This is a genomic window from Nocardia arthritidis (assembly GCF_011801145.1).
Lineage (GTDB): Bacteria > Actinomycetota > Actinomycetes > Mycobacteriales > Mycobacteriaceae > Nocardia > Nocardia arthritidis_A.
Genome location: NZ_CP046172.1, coordinates 7,727,127 through 7,742,410 on the forward strand (window position 1 = coordinate 7,727,127; position 15,284 = coordinate 7,742,410).

General features: G+C 67.8%; 12 protein-coding genes. 3 read left to right on the top strand and 9 right to left on the bottom strand.

What is annotated here, in order from left to right:
* Window positions 1-38: 38 nt before the first annotated feature.
* Together ilvN and F5544_RS34815 are read right to left on the bottom strand one after the other, a co-directional pair.
* Complete coding sequence (gene ilvN / locus F5544_RS34810) at window positions 39-542, bottom strand: acetolactate synthase small subunit (RefSeq protein WP_167477094.1); 504 nt, start codon at window positions 540-542, stop codon at window positions 39-41.
* Window positions 539-2,479: an acetolactate synthase large subunit gene (locus F5544_RS34815; RefSeq protein ID WP_167477095.1), complete on the bottom strand. Its 1,941-nt coding sequence runs from the start codon at window positions 2,477-2,479 to the stop codon at window positions 539-541. Before F5544_RS34815 ends, ilvN begins: the two co-directional genes overlap by 4 nt.
* Before the next feature lie 365 nt (window positions 2,480-2,844).
* Between F5544_RS34815 and F5544_RS34820 the strand changes: the two genes are divergently transcribed.
* Together F5544_RS34820 and ilvD are read left to right on the top strand one after the other, a co-directional pair.
* Window positions 2,845-3,411: a PH domain-containing protein gene (locus F5544_RS34820; protein ID WP_238846804.1), complete on the top strand. Its 567-nt coding sequence runs from the start codon at window positions 2,845-2,847 to the stop codon at window positions 3,409-3,411.
* A gap of 316 nt (window positions 3,412-3,727) precedes the next feature.
* On the top strand, window positions 3,728-5,569 hold the full coding sequence (gene ilvD, locus F5544_RS34825; RefSeq protein ID WP_167477097.1) for a dihydroxy-acid dehydratase: 1,842 nt from the start codon (window positions 3,728-3,730) through the stop codon (window positions 5,567-5,569).
* A 45-nt stretch (window positions 5,570-5,614) separates the two neighbouring features.
* Here ilvD and F5544_RS34830 read toward each other — a convergent pair whose 3' ends face one another.
* Window positions 5,615-6,136, bottom strand: a complete 522-nt coding sequence (locus F5544_RS34830; RefSeq protein ID WP_167477098.1) for a hypothetical protein — start codon at window positions 6,134-6,136, stop codon at window positions 5,615-5,617.
* Window positions 6,137-6,201: 65 nt separating this feature from the next.
* The gene (locus F5544_RS34835; RefSeq protein ID WP_238846805.1) at window positions 6,202-7,035 is read right to left on the bottom strand and encodes a DoxX family protein; all 834 of its coding nucleotides are present in this window, start codon (window positions 7,033-7,035) and stop codon (window positions 6,202-6,204) included.
* Between the two features lie 111 nt (window positions 7,036-7,146).
* On the opposite strand from F5544_RS34835, the gene F5544_RS34840 reads away from it, so the two are divergent.
* Window positions 7,147-8,247 (top strand): PQQ-dependent sugar dehydrogenase, encoded by a 1,101-nt coding sequence (locus F5544_RS34840; protein ID WP_167477099.1) that lies wholly within the window; start codon window positions 7,147-7,149, stop codon window positions 8,245-8,247.
* A gap of 2 nt (window positions 8,248-8,249) precedes the next feature.
* On the opposite strand, the gene gatB is transcribed toward F5544_RS34840, so the two are convergent.
* The 5 genes from gatB to F5544_RS34865 form a co-directional block, all read right to left on the bottom strand.
* On the bottom strand, window positions 8,250-9,755 hold the full coding sequence (gatB, locus tag F5544_RS34845) for an Asp-tRNA(Asn)/Glu-tRNA(Gln) amidotransferase subunit GatB (protein WP_167477100.1): 1,506 nt from the start codon (window positions 9,753-9,755) through the stop codon (window positions 8,250-8,252).
* A gap of 42 nt (window positions 9,756-9,797) precedes the next feature.
* Window positions 9,798-11,177, bottom strand: a complete 1,380-nt coding sequence (locus tag F5544_RS34850) for an alpha/beta hydrolase family protein (RefSeq protein ID WP_167477101.1) — start codon at window positions 11,175-11,177, stop codon at window positions 9,798-9,800.
* Between the two features lie 92 nt (window positions 11,178-11,269).
* On the bottom strand, window positions 11,270-12,304 hold the full coding sequence (locus tag F5544_RS34855; protein ID WP_167477102.1) for an ATP-dependent 6-phosphofructokinase: 1,035 nt from the start codon (window positions 12,302-12,304) through the stop codon (window positions 11,270-11,272).
* Window positions 12,305-12,491: 187 nt separating this feature from the next.
* Window positions 12,492-14,351, bottom strand: a complete 1,860-nt coding sequence (locus tag F5544_RS46070) for a serine/threonine-protein kinase (protein WP_238846806.1) — start codon at window positions 14,349-14,351, stop codon at window positions 12,492-12,494.
* A gap of 96 nt (window positions 14,352-14,447) precedes the next feature.
* Complete coding sequence (locus F5544_RS34865) at window positions 14,448-15,269, bottom strand: class A beta-lactamase-related serine hydrolase (protein ID WP_238846807.1); 822 nt, start codon at window positions 15,267-15,269, stop codon at window positions 14,448-14,450.
* Window positions 15,270-15,284: the final 15 nt, after the last annotated feature.

Here is a 15,284-nt window from a genome sequence, read left to right on the forward strand (position 1 = left end):
TCAATTCGTCGCCGGTCCGCTTATCGGACCGTGTACAACTAGCGAGTCGCGGTAATCGACTTCGGACCGCGACCGACCGCGACCACACCCGACTGCACGATCTCCCGGATCCCGTACGGCTCCAGCATCCGCAGCAGCGCGTCCAGCTTGGACCGGGTTCCGGTCGCCTCGACGGTGAGCGCGTCCGGTGAGACGTCGATCACCTTCGCCCGGAAGAGCGTAACCGCCTCGATCACCTGGGTCCGCACGCTGGCGTCGGCGCGCACCTTGACCAGGATGAGTTCGCGGGCCACCGAGCTGTCCGCATCCTGTTCGACGATCTTGATGACGTTCACCAGCTTGTTGAGCTGTTTGGTGACCTGCTCCAGCGGCAGATCCTCGACGGTGACGACGATGGTCATCCGCGAGATGTCCGGGATCTCGGTGCCGCCGACGGCCAGCGATTCGATATTGAAGCCGCGCCGGGAGAACAGGCTCGCCACCCGGGCCAGCACGCCCGGCTTGTCCTCGACAAGCACACTCAGCGTGTGGGTGGTGCTCATGCTTGCGTCCCCTTGTTCTTCTCGTGCGACATCGCCTCGTGGATCACCGCGGGTTCGGCGGCCTGCTCGTCCTCGTCGAACAGCGGGCGGATGCCGCGGGCGGCCATGATCTCGTCGTTGCTGGTGCCCGCGGCGACCATCGGCCACACCTGGGCGTCCTTGCCGACGATGAAATCGATCACCACCGGCCGGTCGTCGATGGACTGCGCCTCGCGGATCGCGGCCTCGACATCCTCCTCGCGCTCGACCCGGATGCCATGGCAGCCAAGGGCTTCCGCGAGTTTGACGAAGTCGGGGATGCGTAGCGTATGCGTGCCGAGATCGGTGTTGGAGTAGCGCTCCTGGTAGAAGAGGGTCTGCCACTGCCGGACCATGCCGAGGTTGCCGTTGTTGATCAGCGCGACCTTGATCGGCACGCCCTCGACGGCGCAGGTTGCCAACTCCTGGTTGGTCATCTGGAAGCAGCCGTCACCGTCGACCGCCCACACCTCTTTGTCGGGCGCGCCCATCTTGGCGCCCATGGCGGCCGGGACGGCGTAGCCCATGGTGCCGAGACCGCCGGAATTCAGCCAGGTGCGCGGCTTTTCGTATTTGATGAACTGCGCGGCCCACATCTGGTGCTGACCGACGCCCGCACAGTAGATGGCGTCGGGTCCGGCGAGGCGGCCGAGCGCCTCGATCACGAATTCCGGTGAGAGCGAACCATCTTTCGGCGGCGTCCAGCCGAGCGGGTACTGCTTGCGGATGCCGTCCAGGTACGTCCACCATTCCGAAAGTTCCAGCAGCGGAGCGTCTCCGGTGGCCGGGTCGGCCTTCAGCGTCTCGATGAGTTCGGCGATCACCTCGCGGCAGTCGCCGACGATCGGCACGTCGGCGTGCCGGTTCTTGCCGATCTCCGCCGGGTCGATATCGGCGTGAATCACCTTGGCGGCGGGGGCGAACGAATCCAGCTGACCGGTGACCCGGTCGTCGAAACGCGCGCCGAGGGTGATCAGCAGATCCGACTTCTGAAGTGCCGCAACGGCTCCCACGGTGCCGTGCATACCGGGCATGCCCATGTTCAGCCGGTGGCTGTCCGGGAACGCGCCGCGCGCCATCAGCGTGGTGACCACCGGGATGCCGGTCAGCTCGGCCAGCTCCAGCAGTTCCTTCGAGGCGTCGGCCTTGATGACGCCGCCGCCGACGTACAGCACGGGCGCCTTCGCCTCCAGGATCATCCTGGCCGCCTCGCGCACCTGCTTACCGTGCGGCTTGGTGACCGGGCGGTAGCCGGGCAGCCGCAGCTCCGGCGGCCAGGTGAAGGTGGTCTGCGCCTGCAGCACATCCTTCGGAATGTCGACGAGCACCGCGCCCGGACGGCCGGAGGCGGCCAGGTAGAACGCCTCGGCCAGGATGCGCGGGATGTCGACGCCCTCGGTGATGAGGAAGTTGTGCTTGGTGATCGGCATGGTGATGCCGGAGATATCCGCCTCCTGGAAGGCGTCCGTGCCGATCAGCCCGCGGCCGACCTGTCCGGTGATCGCGACGATCGGCACCGAATCCATCTGGGCGTCGGCGATCGGGGTGACCAGGTTGGTCGCGCCGGGACCGGAGGTGGCCATGCAGACGCCGACCTTGCCGGTGGCCTGCGCGTAGCCGGTGGCCGCGTGTCCGGCGCCCTGCTCGTGCCGGACCAGCACGTGGCGGACCTTCGTCGAGTCGAAGAGCGGGTCGTAGACCGGAAGAATCGCGCCGCCCGGAATGCCGAAGACCGTATCGACGCCGAGTTCCTCGAGCGAACGAATCACCGACTGCGCGCCGGTGACCCGCTCGGGCGGGACCTGGCGGCGGTTGGCGGTATTCGTCGCAGCGGGCTGGCCGGCGGCAGCGGGCTGCTGATTCGCCGAGGGCGCTGGCCTGCGGGCCGATGGCCCGGGCCGGGCGGTTGGTGCGCTCACCGTCTTCGTTCCTTACTGCTTGTCGTTCTGACCCCGGATTTGTGCGTGACATGCGGTGTCTTGCGACTCGCCATGTGCCGGACATTACTCCGAACAACAAAAAACCCCCGACCAGCGCATAGCTGTTCGAGGGTGGCGCGTCGCAACGCGAGCTGACGTATTCGACTCAGACTGTCAGGCTCAACGCTGGACGCGCCGGCCGATTACGAGAAGCTCGTTTCGATTCACGCGGACGACGTTAAGCGGGCGTGAACCTCGGAGTCAAACAGATGACCCATGACATCCCATTATGTGGGACTGCGGCGGCTGTATGTGAGCCTGCACCAGGATGCGAGGATGGTGGTGTGTCATCACCGCATCAGTCCGTGCCACCGGTTGAATCGTCCCACACCGCCGACTCGGGACCGGATACGGGTCGGGCGTCCGAACAACGGATCATCCGGATTCCGCAGCTGGCCTACCTAGGCGTGCTGGTCCTGCTGTTCTGCGTATTCTTCTTTTTCGTCGGCTGGCCCGTCGGCCTGTGGTGGCTGCTGTTGATTCCGGCGGCCGCGGTGGTCTGGGTGGCCAGGACGCGGACGGTGATCTCGGAATCCGGACTGGAGCTGCGCACGGTCTTCAAATCCCGGCATGTGGACTGGGCCGAGCTGAAGGGCGTCAGCATTCCCAAGCGCGGGTTCGTGCGGGCGCATCTGACCGATGGCTCCGAGGTGAAGCTGCCCGCGGTGAGCTACGACCGGCTGCGCGATCTGATCGCCGCGTCCAACGGGCGGATCCCGGACCTGTTCGCGGCGGCTGCCGAGGCCAAGGCCCAGGAGCGGGACGCAAGCGAGCAGGCAGAGTCGACGACAGCCGAGCCGGACGCGAACGCCGCCTCGGACAAGGACTCGACCGACCCGGAAAAGGATTCGCCCGCCTCGGACAAGGACTGACCGGAACTCACCCAGAGACCAAGCCGATCGGGGGCCTATTCCCCCGGTGGGTATGCGGATACTCACTGGCTCCGCCGGATGTAGCGACGCTAGGCTGGTTCCCATCAAGCGGTGCCGGAAGCGACACAACCGATGACACCGTTCGCGCCGACGACACCCCGCGGCGACACCAACATCAGCGCCGAGCACCGGCCGAGCGACCGCCAACAGCCGTCGCCACCGGCGAATAGGCCGACCCTCCCCGCGAGTACCGTGGAGAGGCCGCCGAGCGAACTCGGCGCCGTCGCACATCAGCCCCCGCGACCACGAGGACACCATGCCACCGCTTCGTTCCCGAACAACCACCATCGGCCGCAATGCCGCGGGCGCCCGCGCCCTCTGGCGCGCCACCGGTATGACCGATTCCGACTTCGGCAAGCCGATCGTCGCCATCGCGAACTCATACACCCAGTTCGTGCCCGGGCACGTCCACCTGAAGAACGTCGGTGAGATCGTCGCGGACGCGGTGCGCGCCGCGGGCGGGGTGCCGCGCGAATTCCACACCATCGCCGTCGACGACGGTATCGCCATGGGCCACGGCGGCATGCTGTACTCGCTGCCCTCGCGCGAAATCATCGCCGACTCGGTGGAATACATGGTGAACGCGCACACCGCCGATGCGCTGGTGTGCATCTCGAACTGCGACAAGATCACCCCCGGCATGCTGAATGCCGCACTGCGACTGAACATTCCGACGGTTTTCGTCTCCGGCGGGCCGATGGAGGCGGGCAAGGCGGTCGTCGTCGGCGGGGTCGCGCAGGCGCCGACCGATCTGATCACCGCGATCGCCGCGAGCGCGAATCAGGCCGTCTCCGAGGACGGTCTGTCCGAGGTGGAGCGCAGTGCCTGCCCGACCTGCGGTTCGTGTTCCGGCATGTTCACCGCCAACTCGATGAACTGCCTCACCGAGGCGCTCGGACTCGCGTTGCCGGGCAACGGATCCACGCTGGCCACCCACGCCGCGCGCCGGGCGCTGTTCGAGCGGGCGGGCACGGTGGTCGTCGATATCGCCAACCGTTGGTACCGCGAGGACGACGCCTCGGTGCTGCCGCGAAATGTGGCCAATGCCAAGGCTTTCCGCAATGCGATGGCGCTGGACGTCGCGATGGGCGGGTCCACCAACACGGTGCTGCACACGCTCGCCGCCGCGCAGGAGGGCGAGATCGATTTCGATCTGGGCACGATCGATGAGATCTCGCGGAAAGTGCCGTGCCTGTCCAAGGTTTCGCCGAACTCCGACTACCACATGGAGGATGTGCACCGGGCCGGTGGCATCCCGGCGATCCTGGGCGAGCTGCGCCGCGGCGGACTGCTCGAGACCGACGTCACCACCGTGCACACCCGCACCCTCGACGAATGGCTCGACACTTGGGATATCCGCTCCGGCAAGGCATCCGAGGAGGCCATCGAGCTCTTCCACGCCGCACCGGGCGGGGTGCGCACCACCGAACCGTTCTCCACCGAGAACCGTTGGTCGTCGCTGGACACCGACGCCGAAAAGGGCTGCATCCGCGATATCGCGCACGCGTACACCGTCGAGGGCGGGCTCTGCGTGCTGCGCGGCAATATCGCCCCCGACGGCGCGATCCTCAAAACCGCTGGTATCGACGAGGATCTGTTCACCTTCCAGGGTCCGGCCGTCGTGGTCGAATCGCAGGAGGAGGCGGTTTCGGTCATCCTCAACAAGAAGATCAAGCCGGGCGATGTGATCGTGGTCCGCTACGAGGGGCCGTCGGGCGGGCCGGGTATGCAGGAAATGCTGCACCCCACCGCATTCCTGAAGGGCGCCGGGCTCGGCAAGCAGTGCGCGCTGATCACCGACGGCCGCTTCTCCGGTGGCACGTCGGGACTTTCGATCGGTCACATCTCGCCCGAGGCCGCGAGCGCGGGCACCATCGGCCTGATCGAGGACGGCGACCAGATCCGCATCGACGTGCACACCCGCGCGCTCGAACTGCTCGTCCCCGACGAGGTGCTCGCCGAGCGGCGCTCGAAAATGGAAGCGTCCGAACGTCCTTGGCAGCCAGCGCATCGCGACCGTCCGGTCACCACGGCCCTACGCGCCTATGCCGCGCTCGCCACCTCGGCCGATAAGGGCGCGGTCCGGCGAGTGCCGTAAATCGTTGGCGGCCCGCAAATTCGAGATGCGGGCCGCTTTCGTCCCTCAGACGATTTCCAGCTGATACGCCGCCTCGACCCAGAAGCCGCCGGGTTCGTACTCACCGCCGAAGGTGAGGACGTAGTCGCCGCGCGAAAGGTCGTCGAGGCGGCACCACAAACCCCAGGCCGTCGCCTTGAACCGGCCGGTGACGCCGAATGGGCCGCCCGCCGCGGCGGTGACGCCGAACGGGGTTCGGTTGGCCACTAGGCGCACCGGCAGCGAAACACCGTTCAACTCGGCGTGTCCGGTCGCCGCGGGCGCCACCGGAACCTGACTGCCGAATAACGAGAACCCCTTGACCCGCTGGAACATATTGAAGGTCGGGAAGAAGAGGGGCCGTCCGTGCGGTACGGCACACCGCCGAGAAACCTTGCCGCCGAAGGTTCCCGCGAGAAACCAGACGTCCTCGGGTTGACCTTCGGCGGCGTACTCCCCGCTTTCGTCACGGACGGGATTCTTGGCGTTCGGTATCGACATCGCCCACTGCCACCATCGGGCGGCCAACTGATCGTCCGTATGCCGCATCCCACTCCTTCGGCCGCCGATCTCGACAGCCAGCATAACCGAAGTGGGAATCGTTGTGGGACTTGTCAATTGAAGGGGCCGATGCCCTGCAACGGATTCCCGCCGTGCAGGAAGTACCAGGTGACCACCGCTGCGGCGATCGCCAGAACGAGCACGACGAAGGAACCGTAGGCGGGGCGGGTGGCCCAGCCGCGGGCGCGGTCGAAGGACCAGCGGCCGGGGCCGGTCAGGATGAGCGCGGCCGCGGCGCCCGCGAGAATGCTTTCCAACTCGACGCCGGTGCGCACCGTCGAGCTGTATTGGAATCCGGGCAGCATGCCCTGCTTCCACGCCCACGCGTCGAGGATCACCGCGAGCACCGCACCGGCGGCGAGCGGGGTCGCGACGCCGATGGCGAGCAGCGTGCCGCCGCCCAGCTCGCCGACGGTGACCATGATGGTGGCCAGCGTCGGATGATCCCAGCCGCCCTGCTCCATCATGTGCCGGGTGCCGTCGAGGCCGGGGCCGTGGAACCAGCCGGTGAGCTTCTGCAGACCGTGATAGACGAAGGTGCCGCCCACCACCAGGCGCAGCAGGAACAATCCGAAATCCAGGGTGCCTCGGCGGTTTTCGCCGTTGCGCCGGCGCAGCTTGGCCGTCTCGCCCGGCGGGCTCGCCGCGGGCGGAATGCTTGCGTACGGGTAGCTGGCGGTCTCGGGCGCCGCGGACTCCCCGATCCGGCTCTGGCCGACGGTCGGCACCTGCGGGTCCAGACCGAGCTCCTCGTCGGTGCGCGGCACATCCCTGATCGCGGGCATCTGCTGCGTCGGGTTGTCGAAGGGGCTGCTCACCCCACGTCCGGTAAGCGCCACCGTCGGCTGGTCCGCCGCCGCTGAAGTCTCGTTCGGCTTGTCCGTCACGGGCCATACCCTATGTCGCCGGGCCGATAACAGGGCGGTAAACGGTAACGGCGTGTCAACACCCCACCCCGGAGGGGGCGCGTCGGGAAGTATTTCCGTAACGTCTCAACCATGAGTTTGGTTGTCGCGGGCCGCGTCGCGTTGAGCCTCACGCTCGGCGCTGCCCTGCTTGCCGGATGCGCCCGGTTCGATGATTCGGCGTCCAGCCCGTTCACCCCGGAACCGACCATGCACGCGGCCGATCTCGACCCGACGAAGCCGGCGCCGCCGACCACCTCACGCGTACTCGGCCCGTGTCAGGATCCGGACCAGAATGTGATGGCAACCTGCCTGGACACCCTCGGCGGATTGGTCGCCGTGCCCGACGGCGTACTGGTCGCCGAGCGCCGCACCGGCCGCATCCTGAAGGTGAGCGATCCGAATATCCCGCCGCAGGAGATCACCAAGCTCGATGTGGACGGCTCCGGCGACGGCGGACTCGACGATCTGGTGCTCTCCCCCACCTACCACGAGGACGGCCTGCTCTACGCCTACATCACCACCGCCACCGACAACCGGGTGGTGCGGATCGCCGAGAACGGCCCGCCGAAGGATATCCTGACCGGAATCCCCAAGGGCCCCACCGGAAATCACGGCGCGATCGAATGGGCGACACCCACCCAGCTGCTGGTGCTCACCGGCGATGCGGGCAATCCCGGTGCGGCGTCGACGAATTCGTCGCTGGCCGGCAAGCTGCTCCGGGTGAATTCGCCCGCGCCGGGCGCGTCGACGCCCGAGATCGCGGTATCCGGCATCGGGGTCGCGGGTGATATCTGCCGCGACCCGAAGGACGGCATCTGGATCACCGATCGCACCGCCACCGAGGACCGGCTGCAGCGCCTCGCCCCCGACGGCACCGTGACGACCGCGTGGACCTGGCCGGATCGGCCCGGGGTCGGCGGCTGCGCGGCGGGCGCCGACGTGGTGGCGATCGCACTCGGCAATGCGAAAGCGGTGGCGATGGTCGCGGCCGATCCGAATACGCACGCGGTGACGACGGCGCCGTCGCTCACCGTGCAAGACCGATACGGTCAGCTCTACGGCGCGACCACCGGCCCGGACGGAAATGTCTGGGTGACAACGTCGAACAAGACCTCCGGACCCGGTGGTCCGAACGACGACCGAGTCGTCCGGATTCCACCGCCGTCGCCGGGCGGCGGCTCGCCGGACTAGTCTCAGCTGCAGGCCGCGATGACGAGTTCGCGAACCCGGGCGGCGTCGGCCTGACCACGGGTCGCCTTCATCACGTCACCGACGATCTTGCCCGCGGCCTGCACCTTGCCGGAGCGGATCTTCTCGGCGATATCCGGGTTCGCGGCCAGCGCCTTTTCCACCTCGGCCTGCAGCGCGCCCTCGTCGCTGACCATGCCGAGGCCCTTCGCCTCCACGATGGCGGCCGGTTCGCCCTCGCCCGCCAGCACCAGATCGACCACCTGCTTGGCGACCTTCGAGTTGATGGTCTTGGCCTCGACCAGCTTGATCACCGCGGCGACCTGTGCGGGCGTGATCGGCAGGTCCTCCAGGGAAACCTCACGCTCCTTCGCCTTTTCGGTCAGGTAGGCGACCCACCAGGAGCGCGCGTCGTCGGCGGGTGCGCCGGCATCGGCGGTGGCGATGATCAACTCCAGCGCGCCCGCGTTCACCACATCGCGCATCACCTCGTCGGCCCAGCCCCATTCGGACTGCAGGCGGGCGCGGCGCAGCCACGGGTACTCCGGGATGGTGCCGCGCAACTCCTCGACCCAATCCGCCGGCGGCGCAACGGGTTCCAGATCCGGCTCGGGGAAGTAGCGGTAGTCCTCGGCGGACTCCTTGAGGCGGCCCGCCGAGGTAGTGCCGTCGGCCTCGTGGAAGTGCCTGGTCTCCATGATGATGGTGCCGCCGTCGGCGAGCACCGCGGCCTGGCGGCGCATCTCGAACCGCACCGCGACCTCGACGCTCTTGAGCGAGTTGACGTTCTTGGTCTCCGTGCGGGTGCCGAATTCCGTTGCGTCCTTGGGCATCAGCGAAACGTTGGCGTCGCAGCGCAGCGAGCCCTGCTCCATTTTCACGTCGGAGACGGCGAGCGCCCGCAGCAGATCACGCAGCGCGGTGACATATGCGCGGGCCACCTCGGGGGCGCGCTCGCCCGCACCGGTGATCGGCTTGGTGACGATCTCGATGAGCGGCACCCCGGCCCGGTTGTAGTCGAGCAGCGAGTGGCTGGCGCCGTGGATGCGGCCGGTCGCGCCGCCGACATGCACCGACTTACCGGTGTCCTCCTCCATGTGCGCGCGCTCGATCTCCACCCGGAAGGTGCTGCCGTCATCGAGCACCACATCGAGGTGGCCGTTGCTGGCGATCGGCTCGTCGTACTGGCTGATCTGGTAGTTCTTCGGCTGGTCGGGGTAGAAGTAGTTCTTGCGCGCGAACCGGCCCCACGGTGCGATGGAACAGTTCAGCGCCAGGCCGATCCGGATCGCCGACTCCACCGCCTGCTGGTTCACCACCGGCAGCGAACCGGGCAGGCCGAGGCATACCGGGCACACCTGGGTATTCGGCTCCGCGCCGAATTCGGTCGGGCAACCGCAGAACATCTTGGTCGCGGTGGACAGCTCGACGTGAACCTCCAAGCCGAGCACCGGCTCGAACCGGGAGACAACGTCGGCATAATCCATCAACTCGACCGTAGGTGCGCTCATAGCAGTCAGTTTATGCAAGCGGCGCTCCCCTATCGCGCCCGCCTACTTGGTCGGGAACCGCTGCTTCAGCCAATCGGTGACGTAGGTCAGCACCTCGGGCGCGATGGTGGTCTCGATATCGACATATTCGCTGGGCTTCCCGGTTTGCGTGGGCTGCATCAGATGGTTGAGACCTGGGAAGGTGTGCACGGTCGCGTCCGGATCGGCGCGCAGATGATCGCGCATCGGCTGTTCGTTCTGGGCGGCCGACACCTGGAGATCCTTGCCGCCGTAGAACGCGAGCACCGGAACGCGCAGCGCCTCCAGCGCCGGGGCCGGGTCGTAGCTGACGAGGGCCGCCAGATAGGGCGTGATCTGATCGGCCGCCTTGTCATCGGGTATCCGGCCGTGGTGCAGTTCGCCGTTCATCTTCTTGGTGTACGCCTTCGCACCCTCGATATCACCCGCGCGCAGCAGCCTGGTCAGTTCGGTGTTGTACCGCACCTCGGTGTCGATCTGATCGGCGGGCGTGCCCTCGGCGGCGCCGATCAGCTTGGTCTGTTCGACCAGCACATCCCCGCCGAGCACCGACGGACCCGCCATCGAGATGACGAACGCGACCCCGCTGTCCGGGCGCGCCGCTGCCAGCGGCGCGGTGTATCCGCCCTGGCTGTGCCCCATCAAACCGACTCGGGCCCCGTCGATCTCGGGCCGGGACTTCAGGAAACGAACACCGGCGAGGATATCGTCGGCGAGATCGTTGTAGTTGGCGTCGTCGAGTTTGCCGCCGGTGCCGCCGACGCCGCGCTGATCGGTGCGCAAGACTGCGTAGCCGGCCCGGGTGAACGTATCGGCCAGCAGCAGGAAGGGCTTGTGCCCGAATATTTCTTCGTCGCGAGTGTTCGGACCGCTGCCGACGACGAGCAGCACCGCGGGGAACGGTCCGCTCCCGTTCGGTTCGGTGAGGGTGCCCGCGATGGTGAGATCCCCGCTGCGGTAGGTGACGTCGTCGGATTTGTATGGGAACGGCGGCTTCGGTTCCTGCGGACGAGCCGGTGGCGCGAGTTTGCCGTGCTCGAGCTCGAGCGGGAATTCCTGTGTGCCCTGATGGAAGGTGCCGGTGATCTTGTCGCCGTCCAGCTTGCCGTCGAACTTCGGATCGCCCGGCACGTCCGGAATTGCGAACCGCACCCGATCCGGTTGCGTCTGAACGTCTTTCAAGGCCAGATCTTTTACGCCCTGCGCGGGGATATCGATGGTGGCCTTGCCCGCGTCCAGAAAGCTCACGCCGACCTGGAGCGGTTTGTCCGGCAACCGGATGGACCCGTGCCAGTCGCCGAGTACGGACGGCGATTTGCCCGGCTCGGACTTCGAGCAGGCGGTACCCACCACCATCGCGGCAATTACGAAAAGAGCCAACGCAATCAGTCGACCGGCGCGCATGCGGTCCACCCTACGGCTGGTCGGCGTCGATCGACATGGACGCGACCGAAGACCATACCTTCGGATGACCTGGTCACAGGGTTCCCCCTGATTCAGCCGAAGAACGCCTCGGCCTCCCGGTACCGGTCCTCCGGCACCCGCTTGAGCTGCTTGGTGGCCTCGGACAGCGGAACCAGATCGATCGCGGTGCCGCGCAGCGCCACCATCTGCCCGAACTGTCCGGCGTGCACCGCCTCGGCGGCGTGCAGACCGAAGCGGGTGGCCAGCACCCGGTCGTACGGGGTCGGGCTGCCGCCGCGCTGCACATGGCCGAGCACGGTGGTGCGCACCTCCTTGCCGATGCGCCGCTCGATCTCCGCGCCGAGCTGTTGCGCGACACCGGTGAACCGCTCGTGGCCGAATTCGTCGATACCGCCCTCGCGCAGCGCGAATCCGGTGTCCGGCGCGGGATGCGAACCCTCGGCGACCACGCAGATGAAATGCTTGTCGCCGCGCTGGAAGCGCCGCTTGATCATCTGGCACACCTCGTCGACATCGAACGGGACCTCCGGCACCAACGTCAGGTGCGCGCCCGCGGCGATGCCGGAGTGGATGGCGATCCAGCCCGCATGCCTGCCCATCACCTCGACGAGCATGACGCGCTGATGCGATTCCGCGGTGGTGTGCAGCCGGTCGATCGCCTCGGTGGCGATGGTGAGCGCGGTGTCGTGGCCGAATGTGACGTCGGTGCAATCGATGTCGTTGTCGATGGTCTTCGGCACGCCGACCACGGGCACACCCTCGTCGGACAGCCAGCTCGCCGCGGTGAGGGTGCCTTCGCCGCCGATCGGGATGAGCGCCTCGATACCGTTGTCGTCGAGGGTCCGCTTGATCTTGCCGAGTCCGGCGCGCAGCACGTCCGGGTTGGTGCGCGCGGTGCCGAGCATGGTGCCGCCCTTGTTGAGCAGCCGGTCGGTGCGGTCGTCGTTGAGGATATTGATCTTTCGATCCTCCAGTAGGCCGCGCCAGCCGTCCTGGAAGCCGACGACGGCATCGCCGTAGCGTCCGTTCGCGGTGCGAACGACGGCACGGATCACCGCGTTCAGGCCTGGGCAGTCTCCGCCTCCGGTCAAGACTCCGATGCGCATGGCCGATATCTTGCCTGCTTGCGCGGCACCGGAGAGCCGCACCCCCGAGTACTGCGGGTAACGGGAAGGATTGCTCGCTGCACCTGCCATGATCGGCCACACTTTCGTCGCGCTCTGCGTCGTTTCGGGAGTCGTTCGGAACCATCCTCGCCGGGTGCGGACGCACCCGCATCCGGTGCGGACGGCGTCAGTAGAGGTAGACGATGGCGTTCTCGCCACCGCTGCAGGTGACGAGGTCGCCACCCATCGTGCAGATCATTTGGTAGTCCTGGTCTTTGGCCGGGCTGTGCGCGGTGACCGTGACGGAGCCCGTGGTGACCCCGGTCGCGTTGAACGCCTTGCGCACCTCCTCGGCGAACGGGCACGAGGTGACCGTGGTGCCGACGGCCGAGGAGGCGAAGCGGCCCGGTTGCGGATACAACTTCGCGCACGGCTGTGCGTTCGCGGGCAATTGCACTACGTGCGTCGGCTCGGCGGGCGGGGTCGGCGTCTGCGCGGGTCGCAGCCGCAGCCAGCCGACAACGCCCGCCGCGACCAGCGCGGCGATCACGATCAGGCCGATCAGCGTTTTCAGCACTCGGCGCTTGGGCCGCACGGGTTGCGGACCGGTCGCCTCGCGGGTGGTCGAATTCGACGGCGCGGCGGTCTGATTCGGCGGCGCGGCGCCATCGCCGAATGGCTCCGACCGATTCGCCTGAGCCGCGGCACTGTTCGGCCGCTGCCCGCTCTGGTTCTGCTGCGCCGCATTCTGCTGCGCGGCATGCGAATTCGGCTGCGCCACGGCCGAATTACCCGGCGGCTCGGAACGATTGGACTGGGCTGCCGACCGGTTCGGATCGCCTGCCTGGCCCGGCCGATTCCCCTGCGCCGCACGCGGTTCCGCGCGCACCGGCTCGACTCGGATAGCGGGCCAGCTCATCTCCGTCGCGCTCGGCCGCGCCGGACCGGGCGGCGTCGGATCATTGCGCACCGGTTGGTTCGGCCTTTGCCGGCCGGGCTGCCCGTAACCGGGTTGGCCCGGTCGAGGCACCGGTCTGCTCGGCTGCGGCGTGCGATCGAGGCCGGGGCGCGGCGGCATCGGCTGCGGTCCGGAAATCCGCTGCGGCCGAGCCGGTTCCGGATGACTCACCGATCCGGCCCGGTGCGCGGCCCCGAGGTCGAGGAATTTGGCCGTCGGCGGGGCGGGCACCGCCGGTCGCGTACGGACGGTCGGCGCGGCGGGCGGGGTGTCGATCGCCGAGCGCGCCGCGGCGGCCAGCTCACCCGCCGTCGGATACCGGCCGGCGGGCGCCTTCGCCATACCGCGCGCGATCACCTCATCCAAAGCCGTTGGCACCCGCGGATTCCGGCGACTCGGCCGGGGCGGCGGCTGCGAAAGGTGGGCCCGGATCAGCATGCTCATCCCGTCGGACGGGAAAGGCTGTGCGCCGGTGAGCGATTCGTAGAGCACACAGGTGAGCGAGTAGACGTCGGCGGTGCCGGTAACCGGACCGGCGTCGAAGCGCTCCGGCGCGATATAGCTGTAGGAGCCGATGGCGACACCGGTCCCGGTGACGCTCGGATCGCTGGCCGAGCGCGCGATGCCGAAATCGGCCAGGTAAGCGAAATCCGTTGCGGTGACCAGAATATTGGCCGGTTTGACGTCGCGGTGCACCAGCCCCTCGGCATGTGCCGCGTCCAGCGCGGCCGCGATCTGTTCCACGATGTGCACGGCGCGGGCAGCGGGCAGCGGACCCTGCTCGCGCAGCACCGATTTCAGGTCCTCGCCGCGCACCAGGCGCATATCGATGTAGAGCGTGCCCTCGATGACGCCCCAGTCGTGGATCGGGATGACGTGCGGTTCGGCCAGCCGGGCCGCCGCCTGCGATTCGCGGCGGAACCGCTCCTGGAAGCGGGGATCGGCGGCCAGATCGGGGGAAAGCAGCTTCACCGCGACGATCCGGTCCTTCACCGTGTCGTAGGCCTCGTAAACCTCGCCCATCCCGCCTTTGCCCAGCAACGAGCGCAGTTCGTAGGGACCGAACCGGGTCCCGATCCGCGTTTCCACCCCGTTACCTCCACATGCGGGCACGCGCGGGCACCCCTGCGATATCACTCACCCGGTATTCGCGATTCTCAGGTGTGGCCGTTACCTGGTCAAGCCTCAGCTCGGGCACTTACCGCCGCTGAGTTCGCCCATGTGCTGGGAGATCAGCGCGGACATCTTGTCCAGCAACGTCATTCCGTCGGAGAACGCGCCCGAATCCGGTTGCGCGGCGAACGCGACGGCGAACTCACCGTTCGCGGCGGGCACCAGCCCGAACTGCCGGACCAGGTAGGCGCCCTGTAGATCCGGACCCCAGCCGCCCTTGAACTCCGCGTTGTTGAACGAGCCGAGGCCCCACCGCTGCTGCGGGGTGATCTGTTCCATCAGGTTGATCACCGTCGCCGACTGCGGCAGGCAGGGTAGTCGCGAGGCGAACCGGACCTGGTCGGTGAGCGCCCAATCGGCCTGCCCGAACGAGGACGCGTCGGATCTGGTGCGGGTGGCGGGCACGGTGGTCTTGGTGTCGCCGCCCTCGCGCAGCACCGCCTCCACCGCCTGCGCGGCCTCCTGGCTGCTGCCGAGCGACTGCCACAGCACGTCGGCGGCGGCGTTGTCGGACTGGGTGATCGCATTCGACGCGGCGTAGGTGGAGGTGGCCGGGTTGCGGCGCAGTGCGGCGATGGTGAGCGGAACCTTCATGGTGGACCAGGCTGGCCCGGAGGTCCACGAGCCGAAGGACACCGCCCGATCGCCGCCGACCGGCATGATCGCCATACCGATCTTGCCCTTCACCCCGGCCTGGAGTTCGACGAAACCGGCTGCGAGCGTGCCGGGTACGGTGATCGCCAGCCCGGCCTGTTCGGTCTTGGCCGCCGCCTCGGTGATGCCGGTCTCGGTCGTCGAACCGTGCCCGGAGTTCCCCGCGCACGAAGTGACCACGAGAGCCGCGGCTAA